General features: G+C 63.4%; 15 protein-coding genes. All 15 read right to left on the bottom strand.

All coding sequences use genetic code 11. The features are described 5' to 3' along the window. Positions 1-113: 113 nt before the first annotated feature. The 15 genes from K8I61_11660 to K8I61_11590 all read right to left on the bottom strand — a co-directional run bounded on the left by K8I61_11660 (position 114) and on the right by K8I61_11590 (position 14,456). Complete coding sequence (locus K8I61_11660) at positions 114-569, bottom strand: gamma-glutamylcyclotransferase (GenBank protein MBZ0272685.1); 456 nt, start codon at positions 567-569, stop codon at positions 114-116. Beyond that, positions 544-1,461, bottom strand: a complete 918-nt coding sequence (locus K8I61_11655; protein ID MBZ0272684.1) for an amidoligase family protein — start codon at positions 1,459-1,461, stop codon at positions 544-546. The genes K8I61_11660 and K8I61_11655 overlap by 26 nt, the downstream gene beginning before the upstream one ends. A 156-nt stretch (positions 1,462-1,617) precedes the next feature. Continuing rightward, positions 1,618-2,148 (bottom strand): peptidoglycan recognition protein family protein, encoded by a 531-nt coding sequence (locus tag K8I61_11650; GenBank protein MBZ0272683.1) that lies wholly within the window; start codon positions 2,146-2,148, stop codon positions 1,618-1,620. After that, positions 2,148-2,438: a hypothetical protein gene (locus K8I61_11645; protein MBZ0272682.1), complete on the bottom strand. Its 291-nt coding sequence runs from the start codon at positions 2,436-2,438 to the stop codon at positions 2,148-2,150. The genes K8I61_11650 and K8I61_11645 overlap by 1 nt, the downstream gene beginning before the upstream one ends. Positions 2,439-2,450: 12 nt before the next feature. Further along, a complete protein-coding gene (locus K8I61_11640) occupies positions 2,451-2,849 on the bottom strand; it encodes a hypothetical protein (GenBank protein ID MBZ0272681.1) in 399 nt (132 codons plus the stop codon). A gap of 12 nt (positions 2,850-2,861) precedes the next feature. Next, positions 2,862-5,054 carry a hypothetical protein gene (locus K8I61_11635; GenBank protein MBZ0272680.1) on the bottom strand — a complete coding sequence of 731 codons (2,193 nt, stop codon included), beginning with the start codon at positions 5,052-5,054 and terminating at the stop codon, positions 2,862-2,864. Further along, on the bottom strand, positions 5,051-5,695 hold the full coding sequence (locus K8I61_11630; protein MBZ0272679.1) for a hypothetical protein: 645 nt from the start codon (positions 5,693-5,695) through the stop codon (positions 5,051-5,053). Before K8I61_11630 ends, K8I61_11635 begins: the two co-directional genes overlap by 4 nt. After that, positions 5,692-6,822, bottom strand: a complete 1,131-nt coding sequence (locus K8I61_11625) for a baseplate J/gp47 family protein (GenBank protein MBZ0272678.1) — start codon at positions 6,820-6,822, stop codon at positions 5,692-5,694. Before K8I61_11625 ends, K8I61_11630 begins: the two co-directional genes overlap by 4 nt. Then, positions 6,819-7,886, bottom strand: a complete 1,068-nt coding sequence (locus tag K8I61_11620) for a GPW/gp25 family protein (protein ID MBZ0272677.1) — start codon at positions 7,884-7,886, stop codon at positions 6,819-6,821. The genes K8I61_11625 and K8I61_11620 overlap by 4 nt, the downstream gene beginning before the upstream one ends. 1 nt (position 7,887) lies before the next feature. Continuing rightward, complete coding sequence (locus K8I61_11615) at positions 7,888-9,147, bottom strand: hypothetical protein (GenBank protein ID MBZ0272676.1); 1,260 nt, start codon at positions 9,145-9,147, stop codon at positions 7,888-7,890. Then, positions 9,144-9,353, bottom strand: coding sequence for a hypothetical protein (locus K8I61_11610; protein ID MBZ0272675.1), 210 nt, complete (start codon positions 9,351-9,353; stop codon positions 9,144-9,146). Before K8I61_11610 ends, K8I61_11615 begins: the two co-directional genes overlap by 4 nt. A 38-nt stretch (positions 9,354-9,391) precedes the next feature. Further along, entirely contained in the window at positions 9,392-10,552 is a 1,161-nt protein-coding gene (locus K8I61_11605) for a phage baseplate assembly protein V (GenBank protein ID MBZ0272674.1), read from the bottom strand. Then, positions 10,542-11,327 carry a hypothetical protein gene (locus K8I61_11600; GenBank protein ID MBZ0272673.1) on the bottom strand — a complete coding sequence of 262 codons (786 nt, stop codon included), beginning with the start codon at positions 11,325-11,327 and terminating at the stop codon, positions 10,542-10,544. The genes K8I61_11605 and K8I61_11600 overlap by 11 nt, the downstream gene beginning before the upstream one ends. Next, entirely contained in the window at positions 11,327-12,046 is a 720-nt protein-coding gene (locus K8I61_11595) for a hypothetical protein (GenBank protein MBZ0272672.1), read from the bottom strand. The genes K8I61_11600 and K8I61_11595 overlap by 1 nt, the downstream gene beginning before the upstream one ends. Next, positions 12,036-14,456, bottom strand: coding sequence for a phage tail tape measure protein (locus K8I61_11590; GenBank protein ID MBZ0272671.1), 2,421 nt, complete (start codon positions 14,454-14,456; stop codon positions 12,036-12,038). The genes K8I61_11595 and K8I61_11590 overlap by 11 nt, the downstream gene beginning before the upstream one ends. Between the last annotated feature and the right edge of the window lie 2 nt (positions 14,457-14,458).

Here is a 14,458-nt window from a genome sequence, read left to right as displayed (position 1 = left end):
AAACAAAGGAAAAGCCGCTCGCAAACGAGCAAGCCTAGCCCTGTCGTGGCGCATGGCCAGCGTGAAAATCCTGGGAAGTATTCAGCGCCTACAGGTCGTTTCCGCGCATCATACTAGAAAACGAATGTGACAGCGAGGGTCATTCCGTTTTTTCCGATTTCAGGATTCCAGGTGGAGCGAGACGGAATCCATATTCCGCCGATAAGAGGCATACCGTCTCGGACTCGATCTGAGTCGACCAGAAAATAGCTTTGGACGTTGTCACGTCCGTCCAGGTGGAGGGCCTCGCGGATGTAGAACCTTGGCACACCCTCGTGCCGGTCGAGGCGCACCAGGAGTTTCGGCTCGACCTCGTAAAGTTCGCCGTGGACGGCGGTGTTGCCGCCCGCGATCAGGCCGGGGAACGGCCCCAGGTCGAGTAGCGTGTAGTGGGGCGCGGTGATGGCCTCGCCCAGGAATCGTGCCTCGCGCATCAGGCCGTGGTTCCGCTGGCCGTGCTTCAATGTGCCGTAGACGAAAAGGATCGTGGAGCGGCTGCCAGCTTTATCTCGCTTCTTGCTCGGCCCCATCACCCTTTCCCTTCTTCGTCGGCCGCCCATGCCGCCATGCGGCACTGCCGGTGAGATGCGCCATGAGGTGCTTTCGGACGTTTTTGAACTCGTCGCCGGAGAGCGAGAGATGAAGCAGAAAAACACGGAAACAAAACTTAGTGTTGTTCGGATCGTATTCGCGGCGCGAGGCGCTGGCGGCCCTGGAATTGAGCGCCTTGGCCGCGAGGGCAAGCGAAAACACGATGTAGGCGCGGATCACCCCGGCGTGGTTCGATCCGTTGAACCAGCGGAGTTCGAACGATTGGTCGTACCATAGCGGGTGAAGATTTAGGCCTCTATATCTCGACGGATCGTAGTGCTGCGGATGGCCGTTGTGTTTCCCGTACCACAGTCGATTTAGCGTGCGCATCGACCGGACGCGCTGCGTCGATACCTTCTGGACGAACTCCTGGCTGTTCGCCTTCGCGTACCGGCGCAGACGATCTTCGTCGACTGCGAGCGCGTCGATGATCAGCCGTTCCTGTTTGTTGACAATCTTGACCAGGCGGGCGAGCGCGGCGGCGTCGAAGGGCGCACCGTCGACGTGGACGTGGACTCCGCACTGGTCGTTGACGCGACCGCCCGTTTGCCTCAGCGCCCTCACGACCTCCTGGAGTTCCGCGATATCATTCCATTCGAGGATCGGCGTGACGACCTCGACGCGCAGGTGCGCGGGCGCGTTCGTGAGCGAGGCGTCGGATACGATTTTCCATGTGCGACCACGAGCGTCATCGACCACCCAGGTATCGAGGCCATCGACGTAGCCGCGATACGCGGCCGCGCCGCCGACCACCGCTTGGACCGCCTTGGCCGCGCGCTCGCGGGAGATCATCACGAGTTCGATCTCGACGCCGAAGCGCAGGGTGCGCAGCGTGTGCTTGGGATTCTCTGATCCAGATTGTTCCATCGACAATGCCCCCTTTCAAGTGGTCAAACACATCGCTTCGGGGGGCGGGGAAGTCAAGGCGAATGTGGGCTTTAACTGCTTGTATTTGAGAAGTTTTTCGGCGCGAAAAGCGGCGCTATTTCAGCAATTCCGGAGCCGCTGGACCCATCCGTAGACCGTCGTCCCCGGACACGCGGGTTTGCCGAAGTCGCAGTGGCCGAAAAATGCCGTGGGCACAAGCCCCAGCGTGGCCATCAGATGCTCGGCCAGGGCGAAGAACGACTGCTCCTGCGCCGCTGTGGGTTCACCTCCTTCGTGTCCCGGCCCCGCGAAGTCGCCGACCAGCATGACGCCGATGGAGCGGGAGTTCTGGGCGGCGGCGTGCCAGACAACGTCAGTGAGATCGTTGCAGAGGTAGATGGAGCCATCGTCGTCAATGCACGCGTGATAGCAAATATGCGGGCAGCCCGCGGCCGAGATGTGGTTGCCGGGGCTGATGTGGTAGTTGTTGATCCCGAAGACATCGCGGTTGCCGGACACGTCCGCATGGCCGAGACTCTGATGCAGGATCACGCGGTCGATCTTTTCCAGGTTGCGCTTCTGCGGCCAGCGCGGTCGGCTCGGATTCCACGGCAGTTTCTCGACTAGGCGGATGATGTTCGCTTCGGCCATCACGCGCCCTCCCGTCCCACGACCGCCGTGCGGATCTCGTTCAGCCGCTCGTGGACGTTTTCCTTGTCGGCCTTATACGCGCAGCAGTCGCCGTGATCGACACACTCGCGGATGTCGGCCAGCGACTCGGTGGTCTGCGCCTTCCACGCGCGGTCGTTGCCGAGCATGATCTTGAGGAGTTCGTCGTTCTTGCGGGTCATCCACTTGATCAAAAAGACAAACATCGCGCCGTAGCCAGCCATCGCGCCGCCAATCAAGGCGAGTAGCTCGTAGACGAATTTCGATTCCATTGTCATATCCCCCTATGCGATCCGCAGGATCGCCTTTTCGAAGTACTCGATAACGAGGTTGGTTTTTTGCTCGGCTGTGAGAACGCCCCACGCGGCGGCGGCTGTACCGCTGATTTCCTTGACGCGAGCGTCCCGCGCGAGTTCAGCCGAGGAGACGACGGTCGGTGTGGCCTGGACGACCGCGATCTGTCCGGTCTGGACGTCGCGGGCGATAGACGCGGCGGTTTTGTACTGAGCGTGGAACGTTGCATCGTCCGCCTGGATGACGTGCCAACCCTCGGTGGACTGAGCACCGGCCCGGGCTTTCGCCCGATCCAGCATCTCCTCGTCGGAAGGTATCTCCGCGAGAGGCCGCAGGCGCGTCCGGATCACCAGGTTGCCCGCATCGTCGAACACGAATTTCACCGGCATGGCGGTTCCTCCTTATACATAGCCGCCGAGGTCGGGGCTCGCGAGAATCATCACGTAGAAGTTGGCGCGGCCGCCCTTGTAGGTGCTCGCGTCGAAGATGCCGTCCCAAGACGAGTGGGCGTAGGCGATCCACAGTTCGCCGTCATAGTCCTCGGCGAAGATGCGCCATCCCTGCGTGCCCGCGTCCTGGCTTCCGCCGGGGATATAGGCCATCGCGGCGCTCCAGTCGGTCGGCTGATCGGACCAACCGTTTTCCGAGAAATCGATCCCGGCTTCGGTGTAGACCTGGCTCAGGTTCATGCGGAAGTTGCCGTAGGCCTCACCGCCCGCCGTCGCGCCCCAGGTCCCTTTGTCGGTGCCGTTCGGCATGAAGTTGGCGGCGTCGTACAGCGAGTAGCGCGACGTGGTGAGCACAGTGAGGATGCGATCCCGGAAGTCGATGCTGGTGTCGATCTTGCGATACTCGGCCAGGGTTCCTGCGCTGTTCTGTCCGACGGACGTGCTCGACGTAAAGTAGACGTGGTCCGCATTCACTGCATGGACGATCCGCTTATGCGTCTCCATGTCCTCGGTGTTCCAGAAGGTGACGGTCATCCCGGTTTCGAAGACCGAGGCGAACGTCGCGTCCACCATCCGGCAGTAGCCGCGCGTCTGGCCGTCGTAAGTGGTCGTGCCGCATCCCGCGACCTTGCCGATTGCAAGCACGCCTTCCCAGGCCAGGCTCGCGCCGCCCATTGTCGTGAAGCCCGGATCGTAGTGGTCCTCGGCATGGCGGAAGACGTTGCGCCGGTCGGGAAAGCTGATGAGGTTTCGCTTGTCGGAATTGGCGGTGATCGCACCGTCCGAAACATGGAGCTTGCGGATCGGCACGCTGCCGACCCATCCGTCCTGCGTCGTAACCAAACCGCCATCACCGTCGACCGAGATGTACCAGTCGCCGTCGGTGCCGGTCACCGGCGCGGAATAGCCGCCGCTCGCGTAAACGACCTGGCCGTTTCGCAGGACGTAACCGGAATCGAAATGCAACCGAAGGCCTTCCCCGGAGAAATACACCGCGCCCAGATAATCAAGGCCCGACAACACGCCATCGCCATGAATGCGGTCGCGGGCGGTGTCAATTTCGGACTTGCGGTAATAGCGGACATCATGATCGCCGTTCGAACCGCCTGTGTCCGGCATGTTGGTCAAGTCCGTATGGCTGATCTTTTCCTGCAAGGCGGCCGTCTTGATCGAGCCGTCGTTGTTGAGGGACACATCCAGGCGCTCGTCGACCGTGGCCTTGCTGCCGCGCGCCGCCTCCACCTCGTCCAGGACGTCATCGAGAATCCCGACGCGGCGATAGGTGCCGTCGTTGTTGATGGACACATCGAGCCGCGCATCGAGACTGACCGCCGATCCGCGCGCCGCCTCCACCTCGTCCATGACCTGGTCGAGGAAACCAGTGCGCTTGTAGGTGCCGTCCTCGTTGAGAGAGATGTCGAGCCGCGCATCGAGCGAGGTCTTGCTGCCCCGCGCGGCGATGACCTCCTGGGCCAGCGCGACCAATTCCGTAAACCCCTGGGGCGTCAGTTCCATCACGCGGGTCCAGGTGATGATGGAGCCGTCCGGCACGTTGCCCGCGTGGACGAACACCCGCAGCCCCGGTGCGACGGACATCGCCGGGGCCGCATTCGGTGTGATGGCGACGAGCAGGGCCATCTTCGCGCCGAAGACGATCCGCCAGGCGCTCGCCGCGTCGTCCCACGCGCAGTTGTATTTGAACTGAGTGACGAAATTGAGGATGTCGGTGTAGCGCACGCCGCCTGCCGGAATGAAGCAATAGGCCAACGGGACGCAGTTGGGCGGCAACGCGGGAAGCGTCGGCGTGTTGCCCGCCTCGCCCTGAATAATCGCGTACATCGCCACGGGGGGCGGCACGGAGCGCAAATAACGATGCTCGCAGACCACCAGGTCCCAACGCGGATGCGCCTCTTCATTCGGCGGGATCGGGAGCGCGTCGATGATCGGCTCTGTCTCTTCGATCCGGCAGAAATCGCCCGTCACTAGCACGCCGCGCCTGATCGTGATGGTCGTTTGCGGCGGATCGGTGCCGAGCGTCACCTCGAAACCCTGCTTCACGCCCGGCTCGATGATGCCTTCCCATCGATGGTTCAGAAGTTCGGTGTCCTCGGGGTCGCGGTATTGGAAGGAAATTTTCTGCGTCATGGCAGTCTCCACGAATCAAATTTCGATGCGTTATCAAGAAGGTGGTCGCCGGTCGCCCGAATGGTCTGAATGCGTTCCGGGAAGGTCAGCCCCTCTTCGAGACTGAAATCCCATCCATCAAAAGTCCGGAGCGGCAGTTCAATCACGTAGACGGCCCGTGCATGCGCCGGGCGGTTGCGGTCCACCTCGCGGTAGAGTTCGTCCTGCGTGACGGTGATCGGGCGCCCCGCGTTCCAGAGGCGCACGACGAACTCGGCCCAGTAGCGCCGGGTGATCGTCCAGACCTCGACCACCTGCGCACCGAAGCCCAGGTCGACAAGCATCTGCACCATGTGCGGCTTGGTGCCGACCTTCTGTTTGCGCGCCGCCGCCTGGAAGATGCGCTGCCGATAGGCGGTGTCCGTTTCGCTATCAAACCGCCGCGTCTCGCGCTCCTCGCCCAGGTCATCCAGATGCTCGCCCTCGGCGGTCTCGACCGTGTGCTGGGCGCGCATGCTGACAATCTCGGCCTTGGAGGCGTCGAGCGTTTCACCCTGGATCGTGACGAGATTCCAGGTCGTCGACGCGGCAGGATCGACGGCGCCCTTTTTTTTGAGGAAGCCGGGCAGCAACCACCACAGATATTCGCCGATCGCGCTCATGCCACGGCTCCTTCAAACCGGATCGCGAGTGTCCGGATGGTCGGCAGTTCGTCGGTGTCCACGTCGATATCAGCGACTGGCGAAACGAACCGGACGTCGTACACGCCGTCCACGCTCATGACGATCTCGACCAGTTGGTTGAAGACGATCTGTTTGCCCACGCCGAGCGGCTCGATCCACGAGTAGGCCGGATCGCCCTGCGGGTTGAAATACGCCGCGAGCCGCCTGCGCACCTCGGCTTCAATGGTCGCCGTGGACACGTAGCGCCGGGGGATGATCGCCAGATCGAGGTCCACTTCGATCTCGTCGGGCGCGAGCACGAGCGCGTCCACGCACAGAGGCCGGTTCGCGTCGATGACGGCTTGGACAGCCGTAATAAGCCCCGGCGACGGCATGCCGCCCGCGCCGAGGATGTAGACGTTGACCGTGCCCTGGCCACGCGGATGCTGCGAGTTGACGAAGGCGCTCGTGACGCGCGGATCGGACAGCGCCCAGGAGATGTAGGCGCGTTCGGTGCTTCCCTGCGTAAGTTCCTCCCAAGCGAGGAAGCAACGGGCGCGAAGCGATGCATCATTTTCCGCGTCGGTCCCTTCGCTCGTGATCCAGTCGTCGCGGTTTTCGACGGTGTCCACGCCCCGGATGTGGATGGCGGTTTTCTGGATGGAGCCAGGCCCGACGTTGTGGGCCGCGCCGGTCTGCTCTGCGACGACCGCGACGGAAATCTCGGACGTCCCCGCCGCGAGGATCGCCTCGTTCTGCGTAAAATATCGATACGCCTTGCCTTCCTGGTCCTTGAGCGTCGAGACGATAGTTCCCGCCGGAATGACGATGTTTTCATTCCGGGGGACCGAGCGGACAAAGAACACCGTGCCCTCGGTCGCCTTCGCCGGGTGCCGCGTGACGCCGAATTCCTTGGCCTTGAGGTCGAGCCAGTAGCCTTCCGCCGTGGCGATGAATCCGGCCTTGAGGCAAGCGAGCGTCAGATCGCCTAGATCTGCGATGGCCGAGCCGAGGATTTCCACGAGCGTGCGGACGACGGACCCGACGTTGAAATTGGTGAGTTTCGTGCGGGCCGCGATCTTGGCCAGCATGTCGGCGACGATCTGGTCATAGGTGCGGATCATCATCGCGCCGCCTCCCGCGTGAAGATACGCGACACGTCGTCCAGGCCGTATTGCCAGACGAAGTTGAGCGGCACGATCTGGCCGTCGCTGATCGCATTGGCAGCGATGGCCACAGAAAGTTCGCGCTCCGAATACCTTTCCATATCGACCTGGACCGTTTCCGGCAGCAGGCGCGGCGCGACGGACGGATCGTTGACCAAGGCGTCGCGCACGGCGCGCTCAACGTGGCGCACGAACCCTGTCTTGTAATTTTCACCGAAGAGCCGCCCGATGCCCGCGCCGTATTCGGGATGACCGAACAGGTCGCCCGGCAACGTCTCCAGCAGATCCGCGATGTCCTGGAGCAGACAGACCGAGCCGCGCGGGGTGAGCGCCAGATCGCCGGTAATGGAAACTGCGAGGTCGCCATCGGCGTCGAGCAGCAGGTCGCATCCGAGGTTCGGATAAAGATAGCTGGTCACCACCGACGGCTGATCCACCGGCGCGGCGTTCTCCAGATAGTTGTCGAAATACGCCTCGACGGGATTTCCGCAGCACAGGGCGAGCAGCATCGACTGCGCATCGGCGGTCGATCCGTCAACCTGCGACATGGACCGATAGCCAGATCCGTCGAGCAGATCGGCTTCGGTCCTCCAGGTGCTGCCGCCGCGTGTGATGCGAAGCCGCGCCGCCTGGCGCGTGATGCCCGGCGTCAGCTGGATCGCGCCGACACCGCCGATCCCGTTTTGGACGCGCACGTGCGCGAGCACGAGGTCGAGCGCCCCGAATTTGAACAGCCCGATGATTTCCGGGGACTCGTGCAACGGGCCGAGCACGATCACGGCCCATCCAAATGGCAGCGCCGGGCCGAGAGTGATCGTGGCGTCGAGGTCCACGACCAGACTGAAGTCGCCGGTGAGGGCCGTGCGCCGCAGCACGCCCGCCATGCCGGGTTGAACCATCGAGCCGCTCGTCGCATGGAGATTAAGACGACCGCCGACGAGGGAGATGGAGTTCGCGCCCTGGACGACGGATTCCCAGGCCGCCGGATCGAGCGTCGCGCCACTGAAGGTGTCGATGAAGCCCATCTCACACCCCCAGGAAGCTGGCCAACGGCCCGAAGTCCGCGCCGCCCGCGAGCAGGCACGCGCCGAACACGAACGAATCGGCGGGCAGCGGGAAGGAGTCGTCGGCCTCGGTGATGGCCTCGTAGAGACCGGGGAAGCCGGTGGACGATTCGACCTTGAGGACGAACAACCCCGTGAGCGTGAGGATCGCCATGATGCGTTCGATAAGGTCGGTGATCATCTGGGCGATCTGGCGCAGCTTCTGGGCACGCTTTTTGAGGATTTCCGCGAGTTCCTGGAGCAGGGCGAGGAAGCCGTCGGCCATGCGCAGCAGGCCGCAAATCTTTTTGACGAGCGCATCGACTTCCTCGAGGAACGGAATGATCTCGACGAGCGTGAGGCTCGACCAGTCCGGCGCGGTCGGTAATCGGTTGTTTGCGGCGGCCGCGCTGCCTGTCATGGCGACCGGCGACCCCTTGGCGAAGTCCTGCGGCAGCGGATCGGTCAGCACGAAGGTGCGCGTCGCCTTATCGATGGACTTGATGTAGGTGAATGACGGCAACGCAACCGCGAGCGGGCCGACGACAATCCAGTCGTCCTCGGCGAAGCCGGTGATGTCCTTGACCACGATACTGCGGTCGCCTTTCTTGGCGTCGGCGTCGAGGATGGTGACGACGAAACGGTCCCAGGCGTCCTCGAACGCCTTGATGCCCAGCAGTTCGCCAATGGCGCGGATCAGCATGAGGAAGCCGTCGAGCGACGGCGTGCCCGCGACCAAGAAGATCGCGCCGACCTCGGCGTTGTCCGAGAACACGGGCCGCGCGATGTCGCCCAGGTCGTCAAGTGATTTCTTCCACCGCGCCTGCCAACCGGGCCAACCATAAGCGACGGCGGTCGTGCCGAGCGGCAGGTCCTCGGGCTTCACGTCGCCTTCGCGGATGTCCGCGCCGTGGGCTTCGCCCTCGGCCATCGCCTGCTTGATCTTGTCCCAATCGAAAGAGCGCACCTGGTAGAAGGGCCAGCCCGCGCAGTCGTAATAGAAGTAGAGACCGGTATGCAGTACGTCGGACATCGTCTCTTCGAGGAGCGTGATAAGTTCCTGAATCACGGCGCGCAGCGGGTCGGTGACGTCCACCAGCAGGTTCGCCAGCGTCTCAATGGCAGAGGCGATGGTCTCGGCGGTCGCGCCGATCTGTTCGCAGACGTTTCCCACCTGCTCAGTCGCCTCGGCGACCGGCCCCGGAAAGAGCGCCTGCAGATTGAACTCAGCCCACGTGCTCACGGTGCTTCACTCCGTTCGCAGGCTTGCGGCCTGGGGCCTGTGGCTTGCGGTCGGAAGTACGCCGCCGTCTTCGCCATGCCCTCGATGCGCTGCATTTCCTGCGCGAGGTATTCACGTTGAATCGTCTCCACGAGTTCCGCGATGCGCCGCAGACGCGGGATGAATCCCGACGCATCCGGCTTTTTCCACATCGCTTTCTTGCTCATTCCCTCAAGCCTCATTTCCTCAAGCCCCAATCCTTCCCTTACGGCACCGCGAAGAACTGCCGCAGCGACAGCGACGCGGTGATAGCCGACAACAGCGCGCCCACCGCCAGGCCGACGGCGGTTGCAAACGTGCCGAGCGCCCCGGCGATCTGCGAACCGATGACGGGATTGGGTCCGGAGAACGCCCCCGCGAGCGTGGCCAGTGCCGTGGTGATGGCCGTCGTGTAAGTGGTGAACGCCGTGGCCAGCAGCGTCCCGTTGACCATCGGCGCGGATGCGCCGGGGATGAATATTCCGCCCCAGCAGTTGATCATGGGCGGCGGGCTGCCGATCTGGATCGCGGCGGGCATGGGTACGCCCATCGCGTTGGCGACCATGATGTCCAGGTTGCCGCCGACCAGGACCTGCTTGGATTTGGCCACGGCTTCGAAGTCCGCGCCGAGCACCTTGGTCTTGCGATCCGAACCGACCGTGACGCTCTGCAGGCCGTCGATATCGACCGTCTGCCCGCCCTCAACCCGCTGGACGTGGTTGCCCATGACCTGGGCGAGCGTCGCGGCCGACTTCAATTTCAGGTAGTTCTCGTCCTCCGGATCGTCGAACGTGGCCGCGTCGTCGAGCACGCCGTGGACCGCCGTCTCGCCTTTTTCCAGGACGCGCACCGACTTGCCTTTGACGGTCGTTGTCGCTTTGCGTCCGACGATGACGTTCCGGTTCTCGCCGATGGTCTCGGCGACCGAACCGTCAACCGATTTTGCTTCTGAGCCGGTGACAGCGGTTTTCAGGTTGTAGCCGTTGACGATGATCTCGCCGGTCTGCGGCTTGAGCTTGATGCACTGGCCGACGCGGTCGGTGATGACAATCATCCCGACCTTGGCCCCGACTGGCGTTCGGCTTTGGATCAAGACCGACCCGTCCACATACGGGTTGGTCGGATCGCCGCCCCAGAACGCAACCGAGACCTCGCTGTCCACTTCCGGGAGCGCGAAAATGCCCCAACCATCCATCGCCATCGGCGACTTCACGGGGATGAAGGGCAGCGAAAGAACCTCGTCGTTATCGCCGGGAATCTCCACGTCGACGCGGTAGTCGTCCTCGTAGACTTTCGTCACCACGCCCGAAAGCGACAGGCGCATGTGCGAACGCAGGTCCGGAGCGAGCTTTTCGACGAGGCTTTTGAGTTCCTGCTCAAGACTCATCCACGCGCTCCATCTTGAGGAAGGTCCGGCTCCCGCCCTTCGGCGCGAGAAAATGCCGCACAGCCATGACGTAGAAATCGGCGATCTCGCCCAGGCGGTCGGTCACCGTGACGACCGTGGAATGACGCACCGGCATACCAACGGTGAACAGCGTGGAGGTGCCGGAAACCTTCAGATCGCAATCGAGGATGTTCCGCCCGTAAACGAACTCGAACGACGGCTCCTGCTCCAGGTCGCGCGGCTCCCAGCGGAACGCGCCGGTCTCGTCCACGAAGAAATCGTGGGGCAGTCCGGTGCGGTCGTTGATCATCTTGACCGCCTGCCAGACTGTGTTGCGGTAAAGGGGAAGCCGGTCGAGCACGTCCTCGATCTCGGTGACCAGAGAAACATCGATGCCCAGGTCACCCACCATCTTCCTGATGACCGAGGTGGGCGTTTCATCCTGGAACGTGATCGTCAATTTCGTTTCGAAGAGCAGGCGCATCGCATCCGCGCCGAAGACGGTGAGCCGCTTTTTGGGCAATACGTCGACCACGGTGCCGGTGAAGATCGTCTCCAGGTCGTAGCCTTTGTAGCCGTGGCGCACGACGAGCGGCGCGTCCTTTGCGATCTTTTTCGCCAGGGCGCCCGGCAGATCGGGTAGCACGATCTCGCAGGTGTCGGCGGTCGGCTCGCGGGAGGACCAGACGCTCATGCCTGCGATGGCCGTGAGGGTCAGATCGCCGAGAGCGACTTCCGTTTTCGGGCCGAGGTAGTTGATGGACTGCGGCTGCATCACTGCGCCCCCGGTCTGCCGGGCCCGCCGCCGCCCATCGCGTCGCGCTTGCCCTGGTTGAAGGCATCGCGCAGCGCGGAATCTTCCGAACTGTGCCCCGCGGCGTCGTCCGCGCCGCTCGCATCGGGGTTGCCGCCGCCGGAACCGGAGCCGCTTCCCGATCCGCCTCCACTTCCGGAGTCGCCGCTTCCACCACCACCACCGGACCCGCCGCCCGATCCGCTGCCGCCACTACCGCCGCGATCATCGACGGCCGCTTCGATGGGTTCGAACTCAGTCAGCGAAACCGTGACATCGAGTTGGTCCGTTCCTTCAGCGTCGGAAATCTCCAGGCCCTTGAAGAGCACGGTCTGGATGCGACAGGCGTCGGTGAGCGGGCTTTGGATCGAGAACACGCGGGGCAGAGAATCCGCGTTGTCGCGCTTGCGGAAGGCGTCCTGGAGGACGGCGTATTTCTCCAGCGCGGTATCGCCGTCATCGTCGGAGAACAAACGCAATCCAATGCTGATCTCGCTGTCCTGGTAGCCGACGGCCTGCTTGATTTTTCCCGAACGACCTGGCGCCTCGACCTCGTCGATACGCACTTCCTGGCGCACGCGCATCTGGCCGTGCGGCACCGGAAACTCGAACAGGACATTGGCGATATCCGGCGTGCCGTCCGATTTCACGTCCCCCAGCTTCACGTAGGTCGGCCCGTCGTTGGTGTAATCATCCGGCATAGGCCGCCCCCCATCGCCGGTTGAGCCGGGCGAACAATTCCTCTAGCCGCGTCTCCAGATCGTCGACCGCTTCGGCCCCGCTATTCACGTTGATGACGATGGCCCCGCGTTCGACTACCAGGGAGTTGCCGGAACTGGCGGGTGCGGATTCAGACCTCTGCCGTGGCGTGGGCATCTCGATAGCGCCCGGCGCCAACGTCACATCTTTCAGCGCGGTCTCCACGCCACGCATCGGGGCATCCGATTCCTGGACGAGACCCTTGGTAAAGGTCGGGAAGAACGCCTTGCCGGAAGCGGTCAGATCGGAGAGCGGGCCGCGCCGGGCATCCGAGCCGGGCAGCAGGTCCCGAATCCATCCCAGCACTTTGGTGACGCCGCCTTTCAGCGACTCCCAGGTCGCCATAATGCCGTCCCTGAAGGCGGTCATGAGGCCGACGCCCGCGTCGTAGAAGATCGTGCCCAGGCCGGAAAACCATCCGAAGACCGCGCCGAAGTAGCCTTTGATCCCCTCCCAGACGTTCACGAACATCTGCTTGATGGTTTCCCACGCGCCCGCCCAGTCACCGGTGAGGATCTGCATGCCCGCCTTGAAAATCCCGCTGACGATGGACCACCCGATGAACACGATGTTCTTGATCATGTTGAAGACCGTGGCGATGGTGAGTTTCACGAACTCCCACGAGGCCACGGTGACGGTCTTGATCACGCCCCAGGCGAATACGAGATATCCTTTAAGGAAGGCGATGGCCGGAACGAGATAGGCGTAGACGATCTTGCCGAAGCCGACGAGGTACGTGCTGACGAGCGGCCAGACCTCGGCGGTGTAGGCACTGACCATCTGCCAGGCGCTGGTCAGCGTCCCGACAAGATACCCGACGCCGTAGGCGACCGAGATCAGCGCCGGCATGAATGTGGTTTTAAGCGCCGCGCCCACACGGGCGACCATGTTCCGGAAAGTTTCACTGCGCTTGTAGAGGAGATAGATGCCCACGCCGAGGGCGACGACGCCCAGGATCACGAGCCCCACCGGATTCAGAAAGAGCGACAACAACGCGCGGCCTACGGCCATGATGCCCGTTTTCAATACGGTCATGAGGCCGCCAGCTTTGGCGACCGCGGCGGATAGCGACAAAACCGAACTGATCGTCCCAGCGAAACTGCCCGCGAGATACAGCGCGCCGCCGCCGAGCACGAGGATGGCCGTGGAGGCCAGCGCCAGCGTGCCGACGACCTTTACGAGCGTCGGATGCTCCTTGGCGAACGCCTTGAAGCCTTGCGCCGCCCGGCCAAGCCACTCTGCGGCCGAGCGCAGATTCGGCAGCATGGCGTCGCCGAGAATCCCCGCCGCGCCCTTGATGTTGTTCCACGCGATTTTGGCCTGCGCGCCGAGCGAATCTTCTTGCAACGCGACCATCCCCATCGCCGTGCCGGACGTTTTCGCGGCAGCAGTCAGATCCTTGAGCGCTCCCTCCTGGCCAATCATCAGCTGCACAGCCCGGCCCGCCTCGTCCCCGAACACTTCCGAGATTTCGGCCATCTCCTTGACCGAGATTCCGTTCGCCGCGTACCGCTTCGTCAGTTGCGAGACGATGTCGCCCAGAGGCAGGAGCCGTCCGCTCGCGTCCGATACCGCGAGGCCCATCTTCTCGGCGGCTTTCGGAAGCTGGCGCAGCACCGCCGACAATGCCGTGCCCGCCATTTCCGCCGGAAGGCCGCGCGTCGAGAGCAGGCCCACCGCCGCTGAGGTCTCCTGGATAGTGAGGCCCGCGTTGGCCGCCGTGCCCATGACGGATTTGAGCGCCGCGCCCAGTTCCGGCAGCGTGATCTTTGCGCCCTTCACGACGGCGGCGAAGCTGTCCATGATGGCATTCGCCCGTTCGCCGATCGGCAGATTCGCCAACTGCGCTTCGCCGAAGGTCTTGAGCGCCTTGGCCATCATCGCCGACGACTCGGCGGCCTCGGCCCGCGTCGCGGTGGAGAGCGCCATCGTCTGGTTGGCGACCTCGTTGACCTGGTTCACGTCCAGGCCCGCCGAGGCCAGGTCGTACATCGCGTCGCTGACTTCCTTGGCCGACTGGACGTGCTTCGAGGACCACTCCTGCGCGACTTGCTTGGCCGCCAGCATTCCGGTCTTCATGTCCTTGAACGAGCCGTCCATCGGGAGGGTGGAAACAGAAGACAGATTCGCCAGCGACTCTTCGAGACGCATGGCGGGCGCGACCGCTCCCGCGAGCGCCGACCCCAAGGCCACGCCCACGCCGAGCATCTTCGCGCCCGCCGACTTCATCTGCTCGCCCGCCTTCTTGAAGTTCTCCACCGATCCGGTCGCCTTTTTCAGGACGGACGAAAGCTCGTCCGAGCCGACGAGTCGGACTTTGATCTGGTGAAGAATTCCTTGACCGGCGGGCATGG

The organism is bacterium (assembly GCA_019912885.1).
GTDB lineage: Bacteria > Lernaellota > Lernaellaia > JACKCT01 > JACKCT01 > JAIOHV01.
This window is presented reverse-complemented; position numbering and strand designations above follow the sequence as displayed.

Bases quoted from the DNA above. Each gene is read 5' to 3' on its own strand.
- K8I61_11595 (MBZ0272672.1), bottom strand. From the start codon at position 12,046: ATGCCGGATGATTACACCAACGACGGGCCGACCTACGTGAAGCTGGGG.
- K8I61_11590 (MBZ0272671.1), bottom strand. From the start codon at position 14,456: ATGCCCGCCGGTCAAGGAATTCTTCACCAGATCAAAGTCCGACTCGTC.
- K8I61_11610 (MBZ0272675.1), bottom strand. From the start codon at position 9,353: ATGAGCAAGAAAGCGATGTGGAAAAAGCCGGATGCGTCGGGATTCATC.
- K8I61_11650 (MBZ0272683.1), bottom strand. From the start codon at position 2,148: ATGGCCGAAGCGAACATCATCCGCCTAGTCGAGAAACTGCCGTGGAAT.
- K8I61_11620 (MBZ0272677.1), bottom strand. From the start codon at position 7,886: ATGGGCTTCATCGACACCTTCAGTGGCGCGACGCTCGATCCGGCGGCC.
- K8I61_11600 (MBZ0272673.1), bottom strand. From the start codon at position 11,327: ATGCAGCCGCAGTCCATCAACTACCTCGGCCCGAAAACGGAAGTCGCT.
- K8I61_11630 (MBZ0272679.1), bottom strand. From the start codon at position 5,695: ATGAGCGCGATCGGCGAATATCTGTGGTGGTTGCTGCCCGGCTTCCTC.
- K8I61_11660 (MBZ0272685.1), bottom strand. From the start codon at position 569: ATGGGGCCGAGCAAGAAGCGAGATAAAGCTGGCAGCCGCTCCACGATC.
- K8I61_11635 (MBZ0272680.1), bottom strand. From the start codon at position 5,054: ATGACGCAGAAAATTTCCTTCCAATACCGCGACCCCGAGGACACCGAA.
- K8I61_11640 (MBZ0272681.1), bottom strand. From the start codon at position 2,849: ATGCCGGTGAAATTCGTGTTCGACGATGCGGGCAACCTGGTGATCCGG.
- K8I61_11605 (MBZ0272674.1), bottom strand. From the start codon at position 10,552: ATGAGTCTTGAGCAGGAACTCAAAAGCCTCGTCGAAAAGCTCGCTCCG.
- K8I61_11645 (MBZ0272682.1), bottom strand. From the start codon at position 2,438: ATGGAATCGAAATTCGTCTACGAGCTACTCGCCTTGATTGGCGGCGCG.
- K8I61_11625 (MBZ0272678.1), bottom strand. From the start codon at position 6,822: ATGATGATCCGCACCTATGACCAGATCGTCGCCGACATGCTGGCCAAG.